Origin of the sequence: Bremerella cremea, from assembly GCF_003335505.1 — a bacterium.
GTDB classification, from domain to species: domain Bacteria; phylum Planctomycetota; class Planctomycetia; order Pirellulales; family Pirellulaceae; genus Bremerella; species Bremerella cremea_A.
The window spans coordinates 229,985-256,255 of record NZ_QPEX01000045.1 but is presented as its reverse complement, the minus strand read 5'-3'; the positions used below and the strand labels follow the sequence as shown (position 1 = coordinate 256,255).

At 53.3% G+C, this 26,271-nt stretch carries 18 protein-coding genes; 8 read left to right on the top strand and 10 right to left on the bottom strand.

Going from position 1 to position 26,271, the window contains the following annotated elements:
• Window positions 1–166: 166 nt before the first annotated feature.
• A complete protein-coding gene (locus DTL42_RS21850) occupies window positions 167–2,617 on the bottom strand; it encodes a ComEC/Rec2 family competence protein (protein ID WP_147274400.1) in 2,451 nt (816 codons plus the stop codon).
• Window positions 2,618–2,925: 308 nt separating this feature from the next.
• Here DTL42_RS21850 and DTL42_RS21845 point away from each other — a divergent pair, with 308 nt between their 5' ends.
• Window positions 2,926–4,290, top strand: coding sequence for a sulfatase family protein (locus DTL42_RS21845; RefSeq protein WP_114372179.1), 1,365 nt, complete (start codon window positions 2,926–2,928; stop codon window positions 4,288–4,290).
• Between the two features lie 23 nt (window positions 4,291–4,313).
• Here DTL42_RS21845 and DTL42_RS21840 read toward each other — a convergent pair whose 3' ends face one another.
• Window positions 4,314–5,012, bottom strand: a complete 699-nt coding sequence (locus tag DTL42_RS21840) for a class I SAM-dependent methyltransferase (protein ID WP_114372177.1) — start codon at window positions 5,010–5,012, stop codon at window positions 4,314–4,316.
• 111 nt (window positions 5,013–5,123) lie between these two features.
• Window positions 5,124–6,734: an FMN-binding glutamate synthase family protein gene (locus DTL42_RS21835; RefSeq protein WP_114372175.1), complete on the bottom strand. Its 1,611-nt coding sequence runs from the start codon at window positions 6,732–6,734 to the stop codon at window positions 5,124–5,126.
• A 235-nt stretch (window positions 6,735–6,969) separates the two neighbouring features.
• Here DTL42_RS21835 and DTL42_RS21830 point away from each other — a divergent pair, with 235 nt between their 5' ends.
• Window positions 6,970–7,506, top strand: coding sequence for a hypothetical protein (locus tag DTL42_RS21830; protein WP_114372173.1), 537 nt, complete (start codon window positions 6,970–6,972; stop codon window positions 7,504–7,506).
• Between the two features lie 27 nt (window positions 7,507–7,533).
• Here the strand turns inward: DTL42_RS21830 and pyk are convergent, their stop codons facing one another.
• Window positions 7,534–9,000: a pyruvate kinase gene (gene pyk / locus DTL42_RS21825; RefSeq protein WP_114372170.1), complete on the bottom strand. Its 1,467-nt coding sequence runs from the start codon at window positions 8,998–9,000 to the stop codon at window positions 7,534–7,536.
• Between the two features lie 485 nt (window positions 9,001–9,485).
• Here pyk and DTL42_RS21820 point away from each other — a divergent pair, with 485 nt between their 5' ends.
• The 5 genes from DTL42_RS21820 to DTL42_RS21800 all read left to right on the top strand — a co-directional run bounded on the left by DTL42_RS21820 (window position 9,486) and on the right by DTL42_RS21800 (window position 16,395).
• Window positions 9,486–10,904: a Gfo/Idh/MocA family protein gene (locus DTL42_RS21820; RefSeq protein WP_234824310.1), complete on the top strand. Its 1,419-nt coding sequence runs from the start codon at window positions 9,486–9,488 to the stop codon at window positions 10,902–10,904.
• A 102-nt stretch (window positions 10,905–11,006) separates the two neighbouring features.
• Window positions 11,007–11,816, top strand: a complete 810-nt coding sequence (locus tag DTL42_RS21815) for an SDR family NAD(P)-dependent oxidoreductase (protein WP_158545511.1) — start codon at window positions 11,007–11,009, stop codon at window positions 11,814–11,816.
• Between the two features lie 223 nt (window positions 11,817–12,039).
• Window positions 12,040–13,380, top strand: coding sequence for a sulfatase family protein (locus tag DTL42_RS21810; protein ID WP_199590196.1), 1,341 nt, complete (start codon window positions 12,040–12,042; stop codon window positions 13,378–13,380).
• A 61-nt stretch (window positions 13,381–13,441) separates the two neighbouring features.
• Entirely contained in the window at window positions 13,442–14,752 is a 1,311-nt protein-coding gene (xylA, locus tag DTL42_RS21805) for a xylose isomerase (RefSeq protein ID WP_114372164.1), read from the top strand.
• Window positions 14,753–14,874: 122 nt separating this feature from the next.
• Window positions 14,875–16,395, top strand: a complete 1,521-nt coding sequence (locus tag DTL42_RS21800) for a PAS domain-containing sensor histidine kinase (RefSeq protein ID WP_158545510.1) — start codon at window positions 14,875–14,877, stop codon at window positions 16,393–16,395.
• A gap of 159 nt (window positions 16,396–16,554) precedes the next feature.
• Here the strand turns inward: DTL42_RS21800 and DTL42_RS21795 are convergent, their stop codons facing one another.
• The 4 genes from DTL42_RS21795 to DTL42_RS21780 all read right to left on the bottom strand — a co-directional run bounded on the left by DTL42_RS21795 (window position 16,555) and on the right by DTL42_RS21780 (window position 20,682).
• Window positions 16,555–18,744 carry a chemotaxis protein CheA gene (locus DTL42_RS21795; protein WP_114372160.1) on the bottom strand — a complete coding sequence of 730 codons (2,190 nt, stop codon included), beginning with the start codon at window positions 18,742–18,744 and terminating at the stop codon, window positions 16,555–16,557.
• 37 nt (window positions 18,745–18,781) lie between these two features.
• Window positions 18,782–19,255, bottom strand: coding sequence for a response regulator (locus tag DTL42_RS21790; RefSeq protein WP_114372158.1), 474 nt, complete (start codon window positions 19,253–19,255; stop codon window positions 18,782–18,784).
• A gap of 146 nt (window positions 19,256–19,401) precedes the next feature.
• Window positions 19,402–20,022: an HAD family hydrolase gene (locus DTL42_RS21785; protein ID WP_114372156.1), complete on the bottom strand. Its 621-nt coding sequence runs from the start codon at window positions 20,020–20,022 to the stop codon at window positions 19,402–19,404.
• A gap of 27 nt (window positions 20,023–20,049) precedes the next feature.
• Window positions 20,050–20,682 (bottom strand): 3-keto-disaccharide hydrolase, encoded by a 633-nt coding sequence (locus DTL42_RS21780; RefSeq protein ID WP_114372154.1) that lies wholly within the window; start codon window positions 20,680–20,682, stop codon window positions 20,050–20,052.
• A gap of 233 nt (window positions 20,683–20,915) precedes the next feature.
• Between DTL42_RS21780 and ilvD the strand changes: the two genes are divergently transcribed.
• On the top strand, window positions 20,916–22,595 hold the full coding sequence (gene ilvD, locus DTL42_RS21775; RefSeq protein ID WP_234824309.1) for a dihydroxy-acid dehydratase: 1,680 nt from the start codon (window positions 20,916–20,918) through the stop codon (window positions 22,593–22,595).
• A 48-nt stretch (window positions 22,596–22,643) separates the two neighbouring features.
• On the opposite strand, the gene DTL42_RS21770 is transcribed toward ilvD, so the two are convergent.
• Window positions 22,644–24,995 carry an alpha/beta hydrolase-fold protein gene (locus tag DTL42_RS21770; RefSeq protein ID WP_114372149.1) on the bottom strand — a complete coding sequence of 784 codons (2,352 nt, stop codon included), beginning with the start codon at window positions 24,993–24,995 and terminating at the stop codon, window positions 22,644–22,646.
• Between the two features lie 339 nt (window positions 24,996–25,334).
• Window positions 25,335–26,252, bottom strand: a complete 918-nt coding sequence (locus DTL42_RS21765) for a DUF1559 domain-containing protein (protein WP_114372147.1) — start codon at window positions 26,250–26,252, stop codon at window positions 25,335–25,337.
• Window positions 26,253–26,271: the final 19 nt, after the last annotated feature.

Here is a 26,271-nt window from a genome sequence, read left to right as displayed (position 1 = left end):
GGAGGTCTCCCGCGACTACCAAGACCGCGGCCACCAACGCATCAAACTCATCCTCAATCTTTTGATAAGACCGTTAATTTAGCAGTGAAAGCTGATTTTGCAACGCCTAATAGCCTGGTTCGGCACAGAATGGCACTTACTTTGCCTATAAAACCGCCCATGTTTCCTAATCTTGCCGTTTCGGTGGGCTGGGATGTAGAGATTGTACCACTGGGGAGAGGCCAGAGGGTCTCAGGCGAATCTCGATCTGTCCCAAGCTTGCCGTATTTAACCAGTGGCGAGTCCCCTGCTCTGCGGGAAGGCTCTGTATTGCTGGTGACCCACTGCTGACAACGATCCACTGAGGTTGGCACCAGGCGTAGAACTGCTCGGGGTTGCTTCCTCGGCTGCCATGATGCGGAGCCATCACCACGTCGCAGTTGATTGGCTGCTCTAGAACGACCGCTTCGGTGCCTGGCGATTCGAGATCTCCTGGAAGCAAAATGCGTCGGCCCTGGTACTCGATTAGCAATACCAGGCTGTTAGCGTTGTCGCGACCAAGCACGCCTTTGCGGGTTGGGTGCAGGACCAGTAGTTGAACGTCCGGCATGGTTTTCAGACGCTGGCCGGCGGAAAGTGGACGGACGGGAATTTGACGCTGCTGGATTTCGGTCAACAACGTTTCTGCCAAGTGACCAGGCGTCTTTAGCATCAACTCGGAGCAATAAACCGTGCCAACCGAGAATCGCTCTAGGATGCCAGGGAGTCCGTTGAAGTGGTCGGCATCGTCGTGCGAAATAATGATTGCTTCAAGATGTGAGATTCCTTTATTCCACAGTACAGCCGAGAGAGACTGCGTAGCCCGACGAGGCGAACCGAGACGTCCGCAATCGTACAGAAGGTTCTGTCCACCAGGCAATTCCACCAAGGCACAAGTTCCGTGGCCGACACTGACAAAGGTGCAGATCACTTCTTGCCGGGCTTGGGATTTTTGCGAGTGAACAATTCCCTGCCCGAAGCCCACGGCCAACCAAACGGCAACCAGGGCGACGCCCCAGCGGCGAGGAAACCTCCGACAGGCGATCAGGAAGCCCAATCCCGTTAACAGAAGATAGAACCCAATAACCCACCCCTGAGAAGGCCCAGCAGTCCAGAACGTGAGCTTGGCATGTTGTTGCGTGAGCGTGACAATTTGTTCGAGTCCTACCAGGGGCAAGGTAAGTAACTGGGAGAAAAAGGGAGCGATCACCGGAACGGCGATGCTCGTCCCCACTAGAAACACCAGACCGAACAGGGCGAACGACATCAGCACGCCCAAGATTGGTGAAAGGATAATGGCCCAGGGGGAGGCTGTATGGAAGTGAATGAGCACCAGGGGTAAAGTGACCAACCAAACTGCCAGCGATGCCAATAGGGCCATCCCGATCGTGCGTCCGGTTGCCTTGAGTAGCTTGACTGGCCAGGGCCTGGTTTCCGCGATTAGTTTTTTCAGTGGATCAATCGGACGAGAGCGATGCTGTAGATTGGCTAACCAGGCTAAGGTGGCCACCGCGACAAACGACAATTGCGTTCCCGCCTGAAAGATCTCTGTCGGGTTCCAACCAATGACCGCAATCCAGGCCAATGCCAGCGAGTTCCAGAAGGTATGCCGCCGGAAAAGGATGGTGGCAACGCAAAAGGTGCTAACCAAAATCGAAGCTCGCACGATAGGCGGCCTGGTGTCGACCAGCAGGACATAGGCGCATGTTAGTAGTAGCAGGGCCAGCCCTGGAAACCAAACAGGAGCAGGAATCCAACGCAGCAGCTGGTAGGCCAGAAATGCCAAGATGCCGAGATGAAGCCCAGAGAGAGCCAGCAAGTGGACGGTACCTGTCTGGCGAAATGCCTCGTCGGTTGCGTCTGCCAAGCGCTCGCGTCGTCCTAAGAAAATCGTTTCAGCCAGGCCGTCTAGTTTGGGGGGAACGGCTGCGGTGAGTTTACTGTCGATAAATTGCCGCCAGGCGAGAATCGGCGACCCAAGCGATTTTGAAAGAGGTTGGCCGGTTGGCTGAAGACATTCGGGAAAATTGCATCGCAGCAAAATGCGGTGCCCTTGCCCGCGCGACCAGTTCGCGAAATCGAACTCGCCAGGGTTCAAGGCCGCTTCCGGCTGCATCGCTTGAGCAAAGACGATAATGGACTCTCCTGGCCCAACCGATAGTTCGTCTCCCGAGACATAAATCTCGGTCTCGCCGCTGGCCGGCACCCAGGTTGTGCCACTGCGGACCTTGGTGACGCGGAAGGGAACTTTCCACTGATTGGGCAGCTTGAATTCGTAAGGAGACCGGTCGGTTTGAGCCGGTAAGAAACGTGGGTAATCGGTCACCTTACCTTGCAACGCGATCGGCTGCTTCTGCGAGTTGAGGGATAAGCTGAGGTCGGTCGAGCGGTCGAGATTCCAGTAGATGTGATGCCAAAGACCGCCCAGCGAGGCCACCGCGAGTAGCAACGTTAAGCTGCCCATCGCATCGCGCTGGGAAATCCACAGCAGCAACCAACCGGCAAGCAGGAGCCCAAACGCGACAAGCCATCCTGTTAGTGGTAAATCAACCAAAGCATCAACCAACACCCCGCCAGTCAGCGCGCAAGCGACCAGCACAAGCGGTCGAGCGAGTTTCCGCTTGTGGGGGGGAGGTCGATTTGATGTGACGGAATCCAACTTGATTTCAGACCCGTTCTCGACAAAGCTGAGAGAAAGCAATCTGTTATGGATGTCGACGCAACCGGCATGATTGGGGCGAACCGCGGAAACGCACGCCTGATGGTTCGTGCTGGTTGGCGGACGCAGGCATTCATATTATCGCAGCGGCAGTTGCAAGGCTCAATTGATTCGAGCCGAATTGAAGAACTTTTCAACTCTCGATTACCCTCCCCTGCTTCCCTTTCCCCTCAAGCTCATTGCCTATCATGCGAAACCGAACTCTGTTACTTGTGTTTTCTCTGGCGGTACTTCTTTTCTCGGCAACGAACCGACTGTCGGCTGCCGAGCGTCCGAATTTGATTTTACTGCTGACCGACGATCAGCGTTTCGATGCACTGGGGTGCATGGGCAACCCTGTGATTAAAACACCTAACATCGACAAACTGGCTGCGGAAGGGGTAACGTTCGACAACGCTTTTGCCACGACGGCCATTTGTGCGACGAGCCGGGCGACGTTCTTGACCGGGCAGTACGCTCGGCGGCATGGGGTAGTCGACTTCCGCACAGTCCTCACGCCGGAAGCCTATCAGCAATCGTTCCCTGCCCTGCTTCGTGCGGCCGGGTATCGAACGGCATTCATTGGAAAGTGGGGCGTGGGGAATAAGCTGCCGATCGACCAGTACGACTACTGGAAAGGTTTTGGTGGTCAAGGAGAGTATTTCGAGGAGGGCCACCCCCACATGACTCAGCGGCTGGAGAATCAAACACTCGAGTTTCTCGACACTTGCAAGGCGGATCAGCCGTTCTGTTTGCAGGTCAGCTTTAAGGCCGCACATTGCCAAGATGGCCCTGGCTGGCAATTTCGTCACGCCCCCAAATACGCTGACTATTACGCAGAAGATAGAATCACCCCTGCCGAGACAGCCAACGACGCGGCCTATGCCAAGCTACCTCAGCAACTGCAAGGAGGTGAGTCTCGAATTCGTTGGCAGCGACGTTTCGATGGAGACGAGATGCTGCAGAAGAACGTCAAAGATTACTATCGGCTCTTGACCGGTGTCGACGATTTTGTCGGAGCGATGGTTGCCAAATTGCAGGAAAAGAAGCTGGCTGAAAACACCGTGATTCTGTACACCTCCGACCATGGATTCTTTTTGGGGGAACATGGCCTGGCCGGCAAGTGGCTGATGTACGATCCATCGATTCGGATCCCGCTGATCATTTATGATCCGCGACTTCCTCAGTCGCTGCGTGGTCGTCACCTGAACGAGATGGTGTTGAACGTCGATATTGCCCCAACTCTTTTAGATTTCGGCGGCGTCAAGGTGCCCTCGGTTATGCAGGGGCGCAGTCTTAAACCTTTGGTGGAAGGAAAGCAAACCGAGCCTTGGCGAACGGAGTTCCTGTACGAACACCTATTCCCCCATGCGACCATTCCGCAAAGTGAAGGCGTTCGTACTCAGGATTGGAAGTACATTGTTTACGAGAAGACCGAACCCAAGCTGGAACAATTGTTCGATCTGAAAAACGATCCGAATGAGACGACCAATCTTGCGGAAGACCCGCAGCATGCTAACAAGCTGAAAGAACTACGGTCCAAGCTTGATCAAATGCGGACAGAGCTACAGTAGCGGCCATAAAGCTTGTTTCGCTTTTAGCTACGTACGGCATGCCAAGCATGAATTAAGCCGGCCTGGTAGAAGCAGGTCGGCAATGTAAATCCTGCCGTAGAGATCATGTGGGCGACTTCCGTCGGAGGAAGTACGCCCACATCTTTTTGGTAGGCGTCGCGCATTTTCTCCGTGGCTTCCCGGGCTACTCCACCAGATCGAAGCGTGCGCATCCAGATTTGCAGCAGACGTTCGTATTCTGCCGAGTTGGTGTCGGAAGCCAAGTCCGAGGTCACCAAGAGGCCACCGGGACGAAGGCGTTGGGCGATCTGCCGGAAGTAGTCAATTCTGGCATCACGATCCAAGAGGAACTGCGATACCAACAACGATGTTGCGGCGTCAAACGGTTGGGTGGCTGAATAGGTGTTGAGGTAGTCTTCGTGAAACTCACACCGATCAACCACACCGAGCTTTGCGGCTTTCGTCCGGCAAATCTGCAGCATGTGAGGAGAGGGTTCAACGGCAACAAATTGAAAGTCCGGAAACTGTTGGGCTAAGTAAAGGGTCTCTTCCCCCGTTCCGGCACCGACACACAAGATTCGCGAAGCCTGCGGTAAATCGAGAAAGATACCTCGGATGAGTAAGTGAATTGCATCGCGAAAGGGTGCCATTTCAGCCCATTGCCGATCGTAGCCAAGAGCACAGGCCTGATTGAAAATTTTCTTAGGATCGTTTTGAGGCATGGCTTACTGCGTGTTGGGCGTGCTTTGCTAAATCTTGAAACAACCTTATTGTAGGCAATCGCTGCCTTAGGCGTTTGTGTGGTACGCCACCAACGCGAGTATCGTGAACGATTAGTTCAATGAGATGTAGTCGTCGTTGACTTCTTTTTGTTTAAAGCTTTTGGCCAGCAGCAAGTCGGCTCGTTCTTTGGGCGGCGTTTGCATGATCGCTTGAATTGCTTCTTGATCCGGTTGCGAGGGGAGCCCCCAGTCAGCTCGCTGATCGAAAATTTCCGTGGCGGGTTGAGAGGGTTTGCCGGCGTTTAGCAGTTCGAAGTGATCGAGGTTCACCAATGCCGGATGCCACACCCCGCACGCATGACTCAAATAGGTCAGGTCTTTGCGAAGTGTCACGATGTAGTTTGCCGCACGCACGCCTTTCGAGGTTGGATCGAGCCCGCGTTTCAGCCAGACGTTTTGTGTAGCGACACCAGCCGGGCAGTGGCCGGTATGGCAGCGCTGAGCTTGAATGCAACCGATCGAAAGCATGGCCTCGCGGGCAATGCTAATCATGTCGCAGCCCAATGCCAGGGCGAAGAGCGCGCTCTCAGGAAATCCGAGCCGACCAGAACCGTTGAAGACCACATGCTCGTGCAGACCAAGTTCATAGAACTCGTGATAGACACGCGTGAAGCCAATCTTGAAGGGTAATGCTACGTGATCGGTAAACACCAACGGAGCAGCGCCGGTCCCCCCTTCTCCGCCGTCGATCGTGATGAAATCGACACCACGGTTGGTTTGCGACATTTGTGTGGCAAGCTCTTTCCAGAATTTGGTTTCTCCTACGGCCGATTTAATACCGACTGGCAAGCCGGTGGCATCGGCGATCCGCTCGACGAAATCGAGCATACCGTCGACACTGCTGAATTCGCGATGCTTGCCCGGGCTGGCACAATCCTTACCAAGGGGAATGCCACGAATCGCGGCAATTTCTGGTGTGATCTTGCTGGCCGGTAGCAAGCCTCCCACGCCCGGCTTAGCACCTTGGCTGAGCTTCACTTCCAAGGCTTTGATTGGGGAAGCGGCGCAGACATCTTTGAGCTTTTCTAGGTCGAAGCGTCCGTTGGCATCGCGGCATCCGAAGTATGCCGTGCCAATTTGCATGATCAGATTTCCGCCGGCCAGGTGATATGGGCTGACACCTCCTTCGCCCGTGTTTTGCAAACAGCCAGCTAGCGCGGCACCGCGATTAAGGGCCTCTACGGCGGGGCCACTGAGCGAGCCAAAGCTCATGCCGGAGATGTTGACCAGGCTGTTTGGGCGAAATGCATGCCGTCGATTGCGATACCCGCCCATCACTTTAGCGCACGGCAGGTGGTAGTCGGGATCGTACAGCGGATCGGTTGTCTGGGCCGAGTCGACTGGAAAAGCCGAATGTTTCACGATCAAGTGATTCGCGGTCGCTTCCAAATCGTTGTCGGTGCCGAAACCGAAGTAGTTGTTCTCGCGCTTCGACGAAGCATAGACCCAGCGTCGTTGGTCGCGGCTGAACGGGCGTTCCTCGTTATCGCTGGTAACAATATATTGACGCAGTTCCGGGCCGATCGCTTCCAGCCAGTAGCGGAAATGCCCGATAACCGGGAAGTTTCGCAGGATCGCATGGCGTTTCTGAGTTAGGTCGTAGATAAGCATGCCGACCAAAACGACCGCAAAAAGCCCCAGTCCGATCCAGAATAGCGTCATCGCTGTCTTTCCAAGAAGTTTGCCACACCTCGTTAATGGCGGGCTGTTTTATTTTACGTCGCTCTTATGGAGTTGATGGCGACGTTATGCCGAATTTTGCGGCTCCCCGTCCTTTTCGTCAAGGCGTGGCATGCTTCTTTAATTCGTACGGCCATCGGTAAGCTTTTGTTTGGCGAGTTGCCGTACGGTCGCTACGATACCGTTGATACTGGGATTCATTCATGAAGGGAATTGTATGACTGACCAAGGCCCGAATGTAGCCGACGCCCTGCCCCGCTTTTCGTTGTGGGCAATCGCCGTAGTGATTGCCGTCTGTGGAGTCGTGTTTGGTGTCCTGAGGCTATTGGGGCCCTTGGCAGCATGTTGGACGGTCTTAATGCTGTTGGTCGTCGGTGTGCATTTACTGGCCTCGTACGTTGGACGCCAGATGGACCGCAACCGGAAAGAGCAAAGCCGTAAGCCGTTTGAGGGCTTGCCGCCCGGCAAAGCGAGTTCGGTGGTCATGCCCCGCAAGAAAAATCCAAACCTGGCCGAGCGGACTAGACTCTCGGTCTGGCAGGTTTGCAGTACCGCTCAGGCAACCGTGATTGGCGGAGGGATGGGAATTGTAAGTGGTCGTTCCCTTCCGCCGCAAGAATTTAATTGGGCCGTGCTGACCGTCTGTATGATTAGCGGTGCAGCACTTGGTGGAATTTGGTGCTTCGTGATCGGTAATTTAACCGAACACGCCATCCGTAGCCTGATATCTGCCCATCAGGGGGAAATCTCGTAACCGGTGAGTTAGCTACCGAGTTTGCGACTAAGCTTGCTCGTGAGGCTTTTCGACGCGGTGAATCACTACAATGTACTCAGCCGATTGCATGATGCCGCCACCGGTAACAAAAACCACTCGATCGCCTTCTTCCAAGTAGCCGTTACTGAGGCCCCATTGATCGATGAAGCGACGCAGTTGAATGCCGTTATGGACCGGAGCATTGGAGATCGGGGTCACGCCCCAATAGAGACACATCCGTCGTAGTGCAGCGTCCGAGTCACTTACGCTGATGGTCGGAATGGCATCGCGAAGTTTGGCTTTGGTTAACGCAGTGCCACCGGTACGGGTCGCGGTCACCACGAGCTTTGCGTCGAGATGTTCGGCGGTAATCGAAGCTCCCGAGACGACCGCTTGGGTAACCGGGTGAACCTGGGCAACACGGTTGTCGATGCGACTGGCTTTGCCACGCTGCTCTAGCCACATCCGTTCGGTGGCCATCATGATTCGGTTCATCATCTTCACAACCGCCACAGGATGCACGCCCACAGCCGTTTCGCCTGAAAGCATGCACGCGTCTGCACCATCTAAAATGGCGTTCGCCACGTCGGTGGCTTCGGCGCGTGTGGGCCGATTCGAGGTGGTCATGCTGTCGAGCATTTGCGTGGCAACGATCACAGGGCGACCGATGCGCGAGCAGGTCGAGACAATCAATTTTTGAGCGGCAGCAACTTCTGCCACATCGATTTCGACCCCTAAGTCACCCCGGGCAACCATCACACCGTTCGACTCACGAACGATTTCGTCCAGGTTGTCGAGGGCTTCTCGTTTTTCGATCTTGGCAATAATGAAAGCCCGCGATTCGTGCTGCATGAGCAAGTCGCGTAGTTGACGCAGATCGTCAGGGGAACGCACAAAGCTGAGGCTCACGTAATCCAGATCGTTTTCTGCGGCCCATTTGACGTGTTCGATATCTTGCGGAGTCAGGGCTGGCACACTGAGTTTAGTGCCTGGCAGGTTGATCCCCTGCCGGCTGCGGATCGGCCCGGCTTGCACCACTTTGCAGATCGCCGAATCTGGCGTCTTTTCGAGTACCGACATCATGACCGTACCGTCGGCCAGCATCACATCGTTACCGACTTCCAGTTCGTCGATCAGAGGTTTGTAATTGCAGGTCAGTTGATTCGGTTCGGTCGTTTCTTCCCCTCGGACGAAGGTGAAGATTTCATCCTCGTGGCATTGAACGATTTCTTCTTGCAGAATCCCGAGACGAATTTTCGGGCCTGAGAGGTCGGCCAGCGCGGCGATAGGACGATCAACACGTGCGCTGATCTCGCGAATGTTCTTCACGACCTCGGAATGGTCTTTCAGGTCGCCGTGTGCCAAATTCACACGAAAGACGTCGACCCCTGCGAGGATCAATTCCTCAAGCATCTCAGGACTGCGGCAAGCAGGTCCCACGGTGGCGACGATCTTCGTACGGGCACGGTTCGGGTAGATTCGAGCGGCAGACATATTTCGCAGCCAGGGGTAAAACAACTCGGAAAAACGAAATCAACACGCATAAATCTAGCCCATCACTCGTGCCATGACGATGGGGTTTTTCAAAACCTTAACCATTCTTATTGCTCGTGCAGCGTGATTTATTTCCACTTACCACAATCTCGTGAGCGAGTGATTCCACGTGGTATTGGGTGGCAATGGGTATCTATTTAACTTTGGCACCTGATTACGGCGACTTATCCCGCTCAAGGCAAAAGGGGGGATATTTGCAAAAAGTGGCGTAAGTCCCACTCTTTTTTTGAGTTTCCTGGTATCTGACGGCTGGAAAGAATATTATAAAAAACTGAATCCCGTTAACCCTCTGCTAAGCCGTGCCTCTATTCCCTTGTCGGTCGCTGGTAATTGCGATGGCGTTAATCGAGTGGATTGGGTTGCTTGGTGAAGTACCGCCAGTTGTGCCACGACATGCCAGTTTTTCTTATGTGGAGTATCTCGCTTTGAGTCAACGAAAATCGGATCGGCGCCAATTTTTGAAGCATTCCGCTGCGACAACCGCCGCCGCTGCGTCTGTGCCATATTTCTTCACCGGCCAGAACGCGATGGCTGCGGACGAGCAGAAAGCGAAGGAAGCCAGTGATCGTCCGGTTGTCGGTTGTATTGGCACCGGCAGTCGCTGGCATGCCGTGGGCCCCAATGCGATGCAGTTGGGCGACGTAGCCGCCGTTTGCGATGTCGATGCCAATCATGCCGCTGGGGCTAAGAAGCGGGTGACCGATATTCAGGCAAAAAAAGGCGTTGACCGTCAGGTCGACGTTTACGAGGACTATCAGAAGATCCTCGATCGCAAAGATATCGATATTGTTACCATTGTGACCACCGACCACTGGCACTCGAAGATCGCCATCGAGGCCATGAAAGCCGGCAAAGATGTCTACTGCGAGAAGCCGTTGACCCTCACGATTGACGAGGGGAAGAAAATCTGTCAGGTCGCCAAGGAAACGGGTCGCGTATTTCAGGTTGGTACCCAGCAGCGAAGTGAAATGGGGCTTCGTTTCCTGCAGGCCGTCGCGTTGGTCCGTCATGGACGGATCGGCGAGGTGCAGAACATTGCCGTCGCGATCGGCGGAGCCCCGGCTTGCGATGCCATTCCCGTGGTCGATGTCCCCAGCAGCTTGAACTGGGAAAAATGGTTGGGACAAGCGCCCTTGGTCGACTATCGCTGGGGAAAGAACGGCAACACGGTCAACACGCGTTGTCATTACGAGTTCCGCTGGTGGTACGAATACTCTGGCGGTAAGCTCACCGACTGGGGGGCCCACCATGTCGATATCGCACAATGGGCGATTGGCCAAAGTGAAGACGGGATGGGGCCAAGTTCGATCGAACCTCTTTACGTCGAGCATCCTGTCGATTTCCAGGACGGCATGCCCGTGCAGGATGATCGCTATAACACGGCGACCCGTTTCCACGTCAAAGCGACGTTTGGTGACGGCGTGGTGATGGACATCAAGGATTCGCACCAAGACGAACTCGGTTTCGACAATGGGATCATGTTCATGGGAACGGAAGGACGTTTCCTAGTGAATCGTGGCAAGATCGTGGGGGCTCCGGTCGATGCCCTGAAGGATAACCCCCTGCCAGAGAATGCCATCGCCGAGATCTACGGCGGAAACATGCCAGCGCGAGGCAATGCCCATATGGTTAACTTCTTTGAAGCGGTGAAAGCTCGTAAACAACCGATTTCCGATGTCTTCACCCATCATCGAGCGTTGACGACGTGCCACCTGTCGAACATTGCCATTCGCTTGAATCGCACGCTCAAGTGGGATCCCAAAACCGAGCAAATCCTGGACGACCAGCAGGCCAATGCGATGCAATCGCGAGATGCTCGCAAAGGGTATGAAGTCACCGTATAATATTGACTCCCATCATGCACCCATCCCCTGGTTCGCTCTGCGCGGATCAGGGGTTTTTGTTGGACAACACGATTTCGCTTCTCAAGAGATAGAACGACAACGGTGACTTACTGGCGGGATAAAGTAGCGGTGGTTACCGGAGCCTCACAAGGTTTCGGGCGTATCCTCGCGGGACAACTTGTAAAACAAGGGTGCCATGTGGTTTTGGCTGCGCGTGATCTCGCTAAGCTGCAAATTGCGGCAGAGGCGATCGATCCTGGTGGTCAACACACAACGCTCGTGCCCACGGACGTAACGTGCGATGATTCGGTTGTCGAACTATTCAACGATGTTCGCGACCGTCATGGGAAGCTTGATGCGTTGTTCAACATTGCTGGGGCCAGTTCGCGAGGCCTTGTATGTGAAACCTCCATCGACGACTTTCTTATCTCGTTCGACCTGAATGTTCTTTCTGCCGTGCGTTGTATTCAATCTGCCAGCGAGATGCTTAAAGCATCGCAGGGGCATGTGGTGAATATGGGATCGCTGGCCTCGAAAAGTGCCTCGAAGTTTATTGGGCCGTATGCCACGTCCAAGTTCGCCCTGGCCGGTATGAACCATCAACTTCGGCTGGAACTGGCTGAAGCCGGCGTTCATGTCTTGCTGGTTTGTCCTGGCCCGATTGCCCGTGAAGATGCCGGCCAGCGTTACGAGGCTCAGGCTTCCGGTCTGCCCGAGGCGGCACGCAGCCCTGGGGCAGGCGTAAAAGTGAAAGCAATCGATCCAACCGACCTGGCCAAACGGGTGCTTGTTGGTTGTGAAAAACATCAAACGGAAATCGTCGTCCCAGGCAAAGCTCGGGTGCTGTTTTCGATCGCTCAGTTATCAGGAGCCTGGGGAGACTGGCTTTTGAAGCGGTTCACATCTTCATAAGCACGGCTTGTGAAGATGAAAAATTTCTCCGATTTGTGTAAGCCCTCGTTGGTTGAATGAAGCCTGCGGAGGCCTTATGATGACCATCAAGCCTACCTTTTCGCGCTCGTCGCTCTTCCGGAGATTTAACCTCATGCCCAAACTCCGCACCCGTCTGTCAGTGCCGTTGCTTGCAATGCTCCTAGGGGTTTTTGCGGGTTGGCAAACGTCTGATGCTCAAGAGGTGGCTAACACTCAAGTTAACGCTCAGAAGCGTCCTCCTAACTTCGTGGTTATTTTCTGCGATGATCTGGGGTACGGCGATCTGGGCTGCTTCGGTAACCCGACAATTCGCACCAAGCAGCTCGATCGGATGGCCGCTGAAGGAATGAAGCTCACCCAGTTTTATGTGGGTGCTTCTGTCTGTACGCCTAGTCGTGCGGCCTTGATGACGGGCCGGCTTCCTTGCCGAAGTGGAATGTGCGGTAACAAACGCCGTGTGCTTTTCCCTGATTCGAAGGGGGGGCTGCCTGCGGAAGAAATCACCTTGGCTGAAGCGTTGCAAGAAGGTGGCTATGCCACCGCTTGTATTGGCAAGTGGCACTTGGGGCATCACAAGCAGTTTTTGCCAACCAACAACGGTTTCGATTACTACTTCGGAATCCCTTATTCCAACGACATGGATCGCGTGCCGGAGGCGCCTAAGGGACGCGCTTCGATGTGGAATCCTAAGAGCGAGTACTTCAACGTTCCTTTGATGCGGAATGAAGAAATTGTCGAACGACCCGCCGAGCAAACCACCATTACGCGTCGCTATACGGAAGAAGCGGTTAAGTTCATCGACGAACATCAAGAAGAGCCATTCTTCATTTACCTGGCCCATTCGATGCCGCATGTGCCCCTGTTTCGTTCTCCTGAATTTGAAGGTGTCAGCCGTCGTGGTTACTTTGGCGACGTGATTGAAGAGATCGATTGGAGTGTGGGTCAGGTGCTGCAAAAGTTACGCGATACCGGGCTGGATGATAACACGCTCGTTGTGTTCTGCAGTGATAACGGCCCCTGGCTGCCTTATGGCGACCATGGCGGATCGGCGGGACCGTTGCGTGGCGGTAAGGGAAGTACTTGGGATGGTGGCATGCGAGAGCCCACGATCTTCTGGTGGCCGAAGACCATTCCGGCGGCTTCGGTCGCGGCGGATATCGGCAGCACAATGGATCTGATGGCGACTTTTCACTCGCTTGCCGACTTAGAGATGCCGAACGATCGAACTTTCGACAGCCATGATTTAACACCGGTGCTGAAGCAAACGGGTAAGAGTACTCGGGAAGCGTTCTTTTACTATCGCGGCTACGATCTGACGGCAGTCCGTTACGGTCCGTGGAAACTGCACTTTAAAACCCAAGCTGGTTACGGCCAGCCAAAGCCTGAAATTCATGATCCGCCGGTTCTATTTAACATTGAACATGACCCGGGCGAATCTCGTAACGTGGCCAAGGAAAACCCCGAGGTTATCGAAACCATCCTGGCCGAAGTAAAGCGTCACCAAAGTGAAATGGTGTTCGCCGAGTCTCAGTTAGAGCTCTAGATGCCGTCTAGGTCTCATCTCCTCCTAACGCAAACTCTCAACACCCCTTTTGGAAAGAGCCATGACCGCGTTCCCCAATGTTGGCAAAATTGAATACGAAGGCCCCGATTCACGTAACCCTCTGGCGTTTCGCTGGTACAACCCAGACGAAGTGATCGAGGGAAAGACCATGAAGGAGCATTTCCGCTTCAGCGTGGTCTATTGGCACACGTTCCGTGGAACCGGTGCCGATCCGTTTGGTCCTGGCACTGCCGTTCGTCCTTGGGATGACGGAACCGATTCTCTCGATAACGCGATCAAGCGGGTAAAGGTCGCTTTCGAGTTCATCGAAAAGTTGGACGCTCCGTTCTATGCGTTCCACGATCGGGACGTTGCCCCGGAGGGCGCGAACCTGGCGGAAACCTACAAGAACTTCGACGCCGTTGCGGCTGCCCTGCAGGAAGAGCAGGAACGGACCGGCATCAAGCTGTTGTGGGGAACGGCCAATATGTTCAGCCACCCACGCTTTATGCATGGTGCCGCTACAAGCTGCAACGCAGATGCTTTTGCTTATGCCGCCTGCAGTGTCAAGAAAGCGTTGGAAATCACCAAGCAGTTGGGTGGCGAGAACTATGTGTTCTGGGGAGGCCGTGAAGGTTACCAGAACCTGCTCAACACCGACATGAAGCGTGAACTAGATCACTTGGCTAAGTTCTTTCACATGGCAGTCGACTATGCCAAGGAGATCGGTTTCGATGGCCAGTTCCTCATCGAACCGAAGCCGAAAGAGCCGACCAAGCATCAGTACGATTTCGACACCGCCAACTGTCTGGCGTTCCTCAAGTCGTACGACTTGGACAAGTACTTCAAGATGAACCTAGAAACGAACCATGCCACCCTGGCCGGACATACCATGCAGCACGAGCTGGAGTACGCCGGGCAAAGCGGAATGCTGGGTTCGATCGATGCCAATACCGGCGACCTGCTGTTGGGTTGGGACACCGATCAATTCCCGACTAACTACTACCTGACCACCGAGTGCATGCTTTCGATTTTGAAGTATGGCGGTCTGGGAACTGGTGGCGTGAACTTCGATGCCAAGGTCCGACGCGAGAGCTTCGAGCCGCTCGACTTGTTCTATGCTCACATCGGCGGCATGGACGCTTTCGCCAAGGGGCTACGAATTGCTGCTGCTATTCGTGCGGACGGCAAGTTGGACGAGTTTGTCAAGCAGCGTTATAAGAGCTGGGACGAAGGGGTTGGATCTGAAATTGAAGCTGGCAAGCACGATTTCAAAACGCTCGAAGCCTACATGCTCGCCAAAGGGGAAGCCAGCCCGAACGAAAGTGGCCGCCAGGAACTGTTGGAACACATTTTCAATATGTACCTATAGGGCTTAGGCCGATTTTTCCCCTCGTTTGATGGGAAACAATAGCTAGAATGGATTGCTGGAGGGTCGACTTCCAGCAATCCTTTTTTTTGGGCTCATCTTCTTTTCGTGGAAGGCGGCGTATCTTGAATCCTGACCAAAAAGACACTTGCTATCGTGGCGATACGGCAGAGACGCTGGCCTGGCGCGTTGCGGAACTTGAGCAGGAAAACGCCCGACTGAAGCAAGAGAACGATCGATTCAATCGGATTCTTAAGTCGACGCCAGTGTTCGTCTTTGTCATCACGCGCGAATACCAAATCATCTATCTCAATCATTCCCGTGCGGACTGCCATGAACAGCCGACCGGAATGTATATACGGGACTTCGTCACTCTGGAAGACGCCAAGGTGCTCGAAGCGGCGATTACGCGAACCTTTGAAGAGCAACGCGAGCAGATGGTGCGCATTCGCAGCGAGACGACCGGACGGATGCTGCAGACTTTGTATGCGCCGATGAAGGCTTGCGAAGGAGAGCCGTTGGTCGTTGGTGTTTCGCTGGACGTGACCGAAGAGCATGAAAAGCTCGATGCGATCATTCAGAGCAAAGACAAGATTGCTGAGGAACTAGCCGAGAGTGACCGCCGACTTGAGATCATGGTGGATAATACGCCCGTGCCAGTTTCAATCTCCGATCTGGAGACAGGACAAATTCTCTACGGGAACAAGGCCTTGGCGGAAACCTTCGCGATCCCTTATGACAAGATCCAAGATCAGGTCGCCAGTAACTACTATGCGGATCCAGCGCAGCGACAATCTTTACTAGGTCGAATTTCCCGTGGCGAGCCTATACGGGGAAACACCCTCAGAATGAAGACGCACAATGGAGACATTCTTCATTTAGCGCTTTACATCGACAAGATTAAATATGCTCAGCGATCGGCGATGCTAACTTGCTTTTTGGATATCAGCGCTCATAAACAGCGGGAAGAAGGAATTCTAAGAGATCGCATGGCCCTTCGCCGCTTGCTGGATACCAACGAACGAGATCGTCGTTTGATCGCTTACGAAATCCACGATGGTGTCGTCCAAGATATGACTGGCTCGCTCATGTTTCTACAAACGGGGGTCAGCTTGATCCCAACCGATACGGACGGCCAAGTAGAGGTTAAACGAGGGACGCAGCTTTTGGCCAATGCGATTGGCGAGATTCGACGACTGCTCAACGGCTTGCGTCCTTTAAGCCTGGAAGAAGGAGGTGTCGTCGCGGCGATCGACGATTTAGTCACCCGCATGATGGAAGATAACTTTGCCATCGACTTCCATCACGACTTGGAATTTTCCCGCTTGGCTCCTTCTTTGGAGATGGCCATTTACCGAACCGTTCAGGAAGCGGTAAACAATGCGCGGAGACATAGTCAGGCCAATACTGCGAGTATTACAATCTTGCAGATAGACAAGGAGATTAAAATCTCGGTACGTGACGAAGGGTGCGGTTTTGATCCCAGCCAGGTCGATCCCCGACGCTGTGGTCTTTCTGGAATTTATGAACGGGCAAATTTGCTCGGCGGCGAAGCCCGGATCTTGAGTTCTCCTGGGCATGGCACGTTGGTAAAGGTGATCTTGCCGCTAGGAGACTATCTCGACAGCGACGAAGCTGGGCGCTAGTAGCCTGTTGGATTTCTCAGATCGGCTACGTTATTGAGATTGGATCGATTGCGGCGTTGTGAATTCCTCGACATATCGAGTGGATATGCCTGCGGCTTCATGCCTTGCACTCGCTCTAAACTCAATAACTTGCTCACAAAGCAGAAAATCAACAGACTGCTAGACCTCGCACATGGTCTTAACGATTTCTGGCACACTAACGACCAATGCCAAACGACCGCCGCCCATTTGGGCCACACCACCGATCCGGCGACAATTCTCGAGCACGTTTTGCATGTCGTTGACGACGACTTTGCGTTTGCCGATCACTTTGTCGACGAGCAAGCAAGCCAATCCTTTTTTGCTGGCAACCAACACGGCTGGATGGCGATTTTTGGACTCGAAGTTGTTTTCCCGGGATAGTTCCATCTGTTCTGCCAACGAGAGCACCGAGACCGTTTGGCCACGAATAACGGTCATGGGCAAGCCATGGCAAGTCTTGATTTCGTTGATATCGACTTCCAGCACTTCGCGAATGTTCTCGAACGGGAGCACAAATTGTTCGTGCTTGGCCCCAACCAGTAGGCCGTCGATCACGAGAACTGCTTGGCGAATCGGGATTTCGATGGTGAAAGTCGTGCCTTGGTTGACGACGGAAGTAACTTGTACGTCTCCGTCATGATCCCGAATCGTCGTCCGCACGACATCCATGCCGACACCACGACCCGAGACATCCGTAATTTGTTCCGCAGTGGAGAAACCTGGGTGGAAGATCAGGTCGATGACTTCCGCGTCGGACATGGCCTGGATCTGCTCGACGGGCATGATTTGTTTTTCGAGGGCCTTTTGGCGAATACGAGCCGCGTCGATGCCTCGTCCGTCATCTCGAATGGTAATCACGACGTGAGTGCGTGTTGTTTCGGCTTTGATCCATAGGTTGCCAGACTCGTTGACACCACGAGCAAGACGGTCTTCTGGCTTCTCGATCGCATGGTCGGCTACGTTTCGAATCATGTGCGTTAGTGGCGAATCGAGGTCTTCGATCAGAGACTTGTCGACTTCCACCTCATCCCCTTCGATATGCACGTCGATCTTCTTTTTCAGATCGGTGGCCAACTTGCGGGCCATCGGAGGGAACTTTGAAAGCAAAGAGCCAATGGGAACCTTGCGGAGGGAAATAACGCTCTTTTGTAATTCGTTGGCTTGAGTCGAGAAGGTTACATTGATCTGACGGAGTTCTTCTACCAATTCCGCAATCGATTCTGCTTCGACCATGCGGGTTTGTACGTCTTTCAAGCGTTCGCAAGTGATGAACAGGCCTGAGACGTCGTCGAGGAATCGATCGAGATGATTTTCGTTTACCCGAATTGAACGCGAACGTTTAGGGTTGGGGTGAGAGGTTTCTGCTGGTGTGGCTTCCGGGACAGGTGCTGTTTTCACCGCAGAAGCCAGGGGTTCGGCCACCGGCGGGGTTATTTCTGGGTGGAAGCGAGCGATGATGATCGCCAATTGGTCCCAGATCACAGAAATTAGACCTTGGTCGACACCGATTGGGCTTTCGTACAACGTTTTAAAATCTTTGATCGCCGCCTCGACTTTTCGGTGATCCTCATCACTGCTCTTTATCCGGCAGATCATTGAGAGATCAGACATTCGGTCCATGACGGTGCTTGAGTGGCTATCTTCCCATTTGCCATTCGAAGGCCAGAGGAAGGCAGTGGCCACTTCATGAATAAATTTCGAGACATCCTCCCCATCTATCATGAACTCTTTCGCGAGGACATCGTTAGGGGAAGGAACTATTTCGGCGCCAGAGGAACCCTCTTGGGGCTCTTCCGAGGAACTGCACACTAAAGCGGCAAGCTTTTCAGACCAACGCAGCGACTCGGGAAAACCAGCCGCATTCATTTCTTCGGCTAGTTCTCTGAGGTCTTGAAGCAATGCATGTTCGTCTGAAAGCCCATTGTTTGCCTGGGCGGCTAGTTCCGAGATGCGCTCGAGAAGTTTGATTTCATCAGCCGAGAGTTCGTTTTGCTGGGAGCCTCGTTCTACCTGTTCGAGAAGCGTGTTCAGTTTATCGAAGGCTTCGATTAAAACGCGATTCAATTCCTCGGTGAGGACGAGCTTTTGGTTGCGAATGTCGTCGAGCGTGTTTTCTACGGCATGGGCGAATTGTTTTATTACCGACAACCCAAAAAAACCAGCATTCCCTTTGATCGAGTGAACCGTTCGAAAAACGCCATTGATAGAATCTGCATTCGATGGTTCTTGCAGGAAAGCCGTGATCTGATCTGCAAGTCCATGGATTGAGTGAATGGATTCATCAATGAAGGCCAGCAGGAGTTCGTCGGTGTGATCAATGGTATTCATTTAGATTCCGCTTTCGAAGCATTCACTTCTAGGATTTCTAGAACTGAGTGAGAGTTGAGTGAGCATCACCTAGTTCCGTTTGTCTGCGATTCTTCAAGTCATGGAGACAATGCCACCACCGATCGACTTTGACGAAAGTGGCGCCCAACGCTTCCAATAAGGGGCCGAAATTAGGCATCGGCTTAAAGAAACAAGCTTCCGCTCCACCACGAAGCGACTCTAGGACCGTCATCTGCGAAACAAGTCCGGTCACCATGATGACTTGGATGCCACCGTCATACGATTTGATCTCTTGAAGCAACTCAAGCCCATTGAGACGTGGCATGTCAATATCGAGAATGCACACCCGACAGTTCGAGTTGAGCAAGTATTTAAGCGCATGTTCTGGGCGACTAAGCGAATCGACCGTGTAGCCTTCGTTCGCCAGGCGATGCTTTGTCAGCTTCAGAAAGTTTTCATCATCATCAACGTGTAAAACTAGCCGTTGCGAATCTGATGAATTTGATGTCATGGATCAGCCCCCATTTTTGAGTTCCATTAATACCAAGAACCTGGGCAAGACTAGCTCGAATTCAAAGCAGGGCAAACTAGCGCAGCTCTAAAGCAAGAACCTTTCGATGGGGGGAAAGACAAAATCTCCCGGAAAGTTGGGTTTCGTTAGAATCGGACGCCGCGAGAATTCAATTCCTGCCGCAGTTGGGCTGCAGATTGGAATAAAACAGCGTCATAACCGGCATTGGCCGCACCATCGATATTTTCCTGGCGGTCGTCCACAAAGAAAATATTTTCGGGAGGGACTTCACACAACTCTGCGGCTTTCCGATAGATCGCCAGGTCTGGCTTCATAAAGCCCAGACGGAAACTTAAAGCGTGAACGGGAAACAGCTTCGTCAGAAATGGAAAAGGCTTGCCCAGGCAATATTCCCAATGGCAATCACAAGTATTCGATAAAATGCCCAGAGGGTGTCCGGCTGCATGAAGTTGTTCGGCGAGTTCAATGGTATCTGGCATCGGATGAAAGATACTTGAAGCGGCATGAACGATATCTTCCAGTTTCGCTTCCACTTCGTAGCGGCTGCATAGCCAGTTGTGCAGATCGAGCGTCGTAATTTCGCCCCGTTCGTACTTCCACTGTTCGCCCGAGTGGAAGACATCTTGCCGGATGATCTCTGGCGTGGTGCCTAAGATATTGGCCAGTTGCCGGCAGGCAATATCGTGATCAAAGTCGAGCAGGACTTTGCCCAGATCGAAATAGAAGAACTTGATTCGAGAGCTCATCGGCGCTGCGTGTTTCCGTTTCGCAGTTTATAGCTTCTTCAAACGAATGTTTCGGTACCAGGCTTCGCACTTCGGACCGGCATGAATCTGAAGGCCGATGATTCCCGACTGAGGAATGTTGTCGTTTTCTTCGTGATAGTCCACCGTTTTCACTTCGTCGACCCAAATCTGAATGTGCTTGCCTTGGGCGCGGATTTTTAAGGGGATGAAGTCTCTCTTTTTCAGGACTTCTCTTACCTTATCGGCGTTGCCTTCTGCCAGGAAGGTGCGCCGTCGTGATTCGTCGTACAGCGATCCCCAGATCGGTTTATCGCCTGCCCAGCCCATGTCGCACTGATAACCAATCACTTCATGGTGATCAGGAATGCGTTTGCTGCGAAACTGAATGCCGGCGTTCTTCCCATCGCCAACCAACTTGGCTTCCAACGTTAATTCGAAATCGGCGAATTCCTGCTCGGTACAAAGGAATTCGTTACGCGGGATCTCTTGATCGAGGCGACCTGCGACGACCGATTCTTTCTCGACTCGGAACCAGTCCAGGTTGCCTTCCCATCCGGCGAACGAGTTACCATCGAACAGTAAGTCATCGTTCTCGGCCGCAGCAAGCGACGGGATACTTAAAGTGAACAGGCATATCGTCAACAGTAAACTGATTTTCATATCGGCGGTGGGCTCCCCGGCAGGGCGCGCGGATCATTCCGTAGGGTTGGTGGTTTGTCCTATTTTACCTCAAGGATAGGCGACAGATCAGACCAGAACTGCCGGTAATTCCATTGATAGGGCCGTTTTTCCGCAATCAGCACCGATCCTGGCAGCAATTGCGTTGTCTGGCTAGAATAATGGATTCGTTGATCTTTGCGCCCGCCCCCCTACTGACTAGCAGGAACTTTCGCGTGTCCCAGCCCCTGAACAAGTACAGTTCGCGTGTCACTCAACCGAAAAGCCAAGGTGCATCCCAGGCCATGTTGTATGGAACTGGAATGACCTCTGAAGACATGAACAAGGCTCAGGTTGGCATCTGTAGCGTTTGGTACGAGGGCAACACCTGCAATATGCACCTCAACAAGTTGGGGGACGAGGTTAAGCAGGGCGTGGTCGGGGCCGACATGGTTGGTATGCGTTTCAATACCATCGGGGTGAGTGACGGTATCTCGATGGGGACCGAAGGGATGAGCTACTCGCTGCAGTCCCGCGACCTGATTGCGGACTCGATCGAAACCATCATGGGAGGTCAATGGTACGATGCCCTGGTCGCGATTCCTGGTTGCGATAAGAACATGCCGGGCTGTTTGATTGCGATGGGACGCTTGAATCGTCCGGCCCTGATGGTCTATGGCGGAACGATCAAGCCTGGTTTCCGCAACGGTGAAAAGTTGGATGTCGTTTCCGCTTTTCAATGTTACGGTCAGTACCTTGCCGGCACGATTACCGAAGACGAACGCAAGGAAATCGTCCGTAAGTCTTGCCCCGGAGCCGGCGCTTGTGGTGGTATGTACACGGCAAATACTATGGCTTCGGCTATCGAAGCGTTGGGGATGGCCCTCCCCTTCTCTGCCAGCATTCCGGCGGAAGATTCCGGCAAGATCGACGAATGCCATCGAGCAGGCGCTGCGATTCGCAATCTGTTAGAAAAAGACATCAAGCCACGCGACATTATGACTCGCGCTGCGTTCGAGAACGCCATGGTTGTGGTGATGGCCTTAGGTGGGTCGACCAATGCTGTGCTGCACTTGATTGCCATGGCCCGCAGTGTTGATATCGACCTGACTCTGCAAGACTTCCAAGCCGTGAGCGATCGTGTGCCGATGCTGGCCGACTTCAAGCCGAGTGGTAAGTACGTGCAAGAAGATCTTCACAAGATCGGTGGCACTCCAGCCGTGATGAAGTACCTGCTGAAGGAAGGCTTGATGAACGGCGATTGCCTCACCGTCACCGGTAAGACCTTGGCTGAGAATTGTGCCGATGTCCCTGATTTGACTGAAGGGCAAGACATCGTGCATTCGTTGTCGAACCCAATTAAGAAGACCGGTCACTTGCAGATGTTGTTCGGTACCCTTGCTCCGGAAGGGGCGGTTGCGAAGATCACCGGCAAGGAAGGTCTCCAGTTTAGCGGACCGGCTAAAGTCTTCGATTCAGAAGAAGACATGCTGCACGCATTGGAAGACAAGAAGATCGTCAAGGGGGACGTCGTTGTCATCCGCTACGAAGGGCCCAAAGGTGGTCCTGGAATGCCGGAGATGTTGACTCCCACTTCGGCAATCATGGGAGCCGGACTCGGGCCGTATGTTGCCCTTCTGACCGATGGCCGCTTCTCTGGTGGTTCGCACGGTTTTATTGTTGGGCACGTGACTCCCGAAGCCCAGGTTGGTGGTCCGATCGCTTTGGCTCAGGATGGCGATATCATCACGATCGACGCTGATAAGCGGGTGATTGACCTTGAGGTCTCGGAAGAAGAACTGGCCCGCCGCAAAGAAGCCTGGACCGCTCCGCCGTTCAAGGTGAAACGAGGCACGCTTTACAAGTACATCAAGAACGTAAAGAGTGCTTCGCAAGGCTGCGTGACCGACGAATAAACGGGCACTTGTTAAGCATGGTTAGCGAACGACCGGTATCCGAAGCGATCACCGGTCGTTCGTATCTACCTTCGCCCAGAACGGATGCAAGCGATCGGCACGGGTTCTGCCATCTTCGAGCATTACTTCGGTCGAGGGCTCGACCCCGTTGCCGTAATTTCTCCCCTTGTAGGTGATCGTGATTCGCTCGTCAAAGTTCACCAGGTCTGGCGTCAGATAGACGTTCGCTTTGCCGGTGCCACTATCGATGTAAATTCCATTGGTATCTAGCACTTTACTGCGAATGGTTACCGGGGCTTTTTTCGGTTCTGGGTAATTCGAAGGAAGCACTAGGCTGCGTTCTGGAAAGTCGCTAACTTCGAGCCAGAAGAAGAAGTTGTCCCAGGGACGCATCGATACGACTTCAAACTCTTTGGGAAAGAACTGCCGCTTGTGCAGCCCCATCCAGGTAAAGAGATCTTGAATCTCGTCCTGGAAGTGCTCGTGACCTCGGCCACGATATTCGACCACAGTGGTATCGAATCTTGGTTTGGTCAGATAACGATCGAAGTCACGGGCATTCACCTCGCGTTTGTTGCCATCCAACTCGCCACACACAAAGTAAAGTGGAACGGTGCGGGCGTTCTCCCAGTAGCGGGCGACGTATTTATCGGCCTTGGCCACAATAGGGATCACACCAGCCCATAAATCGGGATGAGCCAAACCGATATCCCAAGCGGCGTCTCCACCCATCGAGTGACCGCTCAAGAAGACGCGGTCGCTGTCGATCGAGAAGTGTCGCATGGCATCGCGTAAGCTGAACAAGACCGAGGCGTGCTCGAATGCGGAGTAGTTGTATTCGTACTGATGCTCTTCAGCCCACATTGGTGCGATAACGATGTAGCCGTTTCGAGCGGCCTGACCCAGCCGAATCTTAGCCTTTTCACTATGGGAACCGGCCCACCAATCGATTTGCTGTTCCGCCGTCGTGCCAGCCCCGTGCAGCGTGACGATGGTGGGATACTTGCGGTAAGGGTCATACCCTTCTGGTAGCTGAACGTAATAGAAAAAATCGGAATGGCCTGGCACCCCTTTGGCACGCATCAGGTAATAACCACGAATCTCTGACGCCGTTTCTGGTTCGGCATTCCAAAGCGGTGGTTTCATGAACTGCATGATCTTGGCAACATAGGCAGGCGCTCCACCTTCCATCCCTTGCAGTTTTTCCAGAATTCCGCGTCGATCGACATCCAGCTTGTTCGAGATATACTCGCTAACTAAATCGCGCGATTCAAACACACTTAGCGCAACGGCCATGTTTTCTGTGGCATCGTTGGGCCCCAAGATCCAGCCGCTGATTGCCAACGACAACTTTTCTTCCCCATTTAACTTGGGGTCATCCGAGAGACGCAAATAGGGCCCCAGACGATCCATGTTGTTGATGTTCAATTCTTTTTCGATCTCATCGATCGCCGCATCGACTTGCGGCTTTTTGACGGGATCGTTGAACTCTTCGCGATGTTGTTTGAGCAGGGCGAACATCTTATCGCGTCGCTCGTAGGCGGTTTGGTAATCGGTCAGCATTGAACTGACCTTGAGCAGCGTGCTACTGGCGACGTTATCGCTGGGGAACTTATTGAGCATGCCATAGGCCAGGTTGTGCTGCCCGGTTTCTTTGCGTAGCTCCACTTCGTCAATCAAGTTATTGGCACTCAACTGCCAAAGTTCGTCGAGATGCTTCTTGTGTTCCTTAAGTTCAGGAAAGTCTTTTAACAACGATTGCAATTCGACGGCCGCATCACGATAGCGATTTGCCTGAAGATAGAGCCGAACAATCTGCAGCCGCTGTGACGCGTTTTTCGGATCGATGCGTCGCATTAAGATGGCACTTAACTTGTCGCGGGGGATTGTGCTGGTTTTAATCCGCATGTCCCAGACGTATTTACGTTCGGCCATAAGCCCCTGCACACGCGTCCAATCGGGCGTGATCTCGGTAATCCCTTGGATGACATCAATCGGGCCTTGGGCGGTCTGCATCGAGTAAATGCGTCGTCCGAATTCGTCGAATGGGGAAATTCGAATGCTTTCGCCAACGGCGTGAACGTTGCGCCCAGAATCGCTGACGCGCTGGTTAATCTTGATCCGTTCCACGGACATGGGGGCCGCTTCTTGCGAGTCTTGGACTTGGTACTTCGAGACAAAAGTCCGCTTTAGATCGTTATCGACCAGCAGAATCAATTGCAGGTCAACCGCTCCGGCGGTGGGAGTCTTCAGGGGGTCGTCGCTCATACTGGCGATCAGACCGACGGAACCTTCCAGCCGCATACCGTTTTTCAGTTCAACAATCGTGGCAGACGCGATGCCTGGCAAAGAGAACCAAGCGATACCAAGGGCCAAGATCGAGTAGGTCAAACGCTTCATCGGTTAATGCCGGAATGAGAAAAGGATGTGGGACGAGTGCGTATAGGGATAAAAAGGAATCACGCCCTAGCTTATCTAGATTAAGTCATACGCTAGAAAGCCCCAATAGCGTGGCGGACGCATCCTCTACCATTATCGAGGAAGTCGCTCAAAGGGCAACAAAATCGTTACAGATAGACCCAATGAAGCCGAATAGAATCGCGTTAAGGGAAAAATCATCGGCTGTAAGCTTACGACCAGGCAGCATCGAGGTCGTCTCAATAAAAAAGCCGACGCAGCGAAAGACGGTTCGGAACATTCCGTCTCGCTACGTCGGCTAACGTTGCTTAGATGATTGTATTAGAAGTCGGAAATAACTTCTTTTCCGTGGGTAGTGGCAAGGGAACGCCAGATGTTGATTTGAATGGTTTCCGCCACAAAACGAGTCGAGCCATCACACAATGTTACTTGGACACCACCTGGATGGCGGCTGCGCGAAGCGAACATGGTTGGTGCGGCCGTTGAAGAAACAGCACATGGCAGATTTAGCTGTGGCAGATTGTTGCAATAGCTGGACGAATAAATACGGTCTGGCTCGGTAGAGTTGGGGGCCAAGTAAGCCGTAAAGCTGGAGGCATCCCCCCACCACGAAAAGCCACGTAGATCAGTCTTCTGTCCTTGCAAGACCTCGCCAACTAGCAACGTGTTCGATGTACCATCTACGACATCTTTAAAGCCATAAAATTCGTTTGAGCCGCCACTAACATACTCGAATGGAGCTCCTCCAAAGATAACCCCGTTCAGGTCAGCTTGTTGGGCATAGCCGGTATTGCCGTAGTTCGCAGCATAGTTGTGCGAAGTAATCGAACTCAGGGGAGCGTTGGGGATATCGCTAGGGCAAGTCAATGCATCCAGACGAACCCGCGTGACATCTGTGTTATCGCTGCCGCTGTATCGAGATTCGGAAGTTGCGTACTTGTCGGTGATGTTGTAGTTCTCGTACAGGTTTTTTTGCTCAATGTACGGCAAGATCGATACCTGCCAGGTTCCCCAACAGCAGCCGTAAGCCCCCGCAGGGAAGCTGTTGTACGTGTCATGGTAATTGTGCATTGCCAAGCCGATTTGCTTCATGTTATTCGAGCATTGCATACGGCGGGCCGCTTCTCTGGCTTGCTGTACGGCAGGCAACAAAAGCGCGATTAAAACGCCAATGATCGCAATGACCACTAGCAACTCGACGAGAGTGAATGCGTTACGGTTTCCCTTAAATGACTTCACAGTGAAAGCTCCTGAAAAG

Excerpts from the sequence above, each read along its gene's own strand:
- DTL42_RS21780 (WP_114372154.1), bottom strand. The coding sequence starts at position 20,682 with ATGAAAATCAGTTTACTGTTGACGATATGCCTGTTCACTTTAAGTATC.
- xylA (WP_114372164.1), top strand. The coding sequence starts at position 13,442 with ATGACCGCGTTCCCCAATGTTGGCAAAATTGAATACGAAGGCCCCGAT.
- DTL42_RS21830 (WP_114372173.1), top strand. The coding sequence starts at position 6,970 with ATGACTGACCAAGGCCCGAATGTAGCCGACGCCCTGCCCCGCTTTTCG.
- DTL42_RS21770 (WP_114372149.1), bottom strand. The coding sequence starts at position 24,995 with ATGAAGCGTTTGACCTACTCGATCTTGGCCCTTGGTATCGCTTGGTTC.
- pyk (WP_114372170.1), bottom strand. The coding sequence starts at position 9,000 with ATGTCTGCCGCTCGAATCTACCCGAACCGTGCCCGTACGAAGATCGTC.
- DTL42_RS21840 (WP_114372177.1), bottom strand. The coding sequence starts at position 5,012 with ATGCCTCAAAACGATCCTAAGAAAATTTTCAATCAGGCCTGTGCTCTT.
- DTL42_RS21835 (WP_114372175.1), bottom strand. The coding sequence starts at position 6,734 with ATGACGCTATTCTGGATCGGACTGGGGCTTTTTGCGGTCGTTTTGGTC.
- DTL42_RS21795 (WP_114372160.1), bottom strand. The coding sequence starts at position 18,744 with ATGAATACCATTGATCACACCGACGAACTCCTGCTGGCCTTCATTGAT.
- DTL42_RS21790 (WP_114372158.1), bottom strand. The coding sequence starts at position 19,255 with ATGACATCAAATTCATCAGATTCGCAACGGCTAGTTTTACACGTTGAT.
- DTL42_RS21785 (WP_114372156.1), bottom strand. The coding sequence starts at position 20,022 with ATGAGCTCTCGAATCAAGTTCTTCTATTTCGATCTGGGCAAAGTCCTG.
- DTL42_RS21845 (WP_114372179.1), top strand. The coding sequence starts at position 2,926 with ATGCGAAACCGAACTCTGTTACTTGTGTTTTCTCTGGCGGTACTTCTT.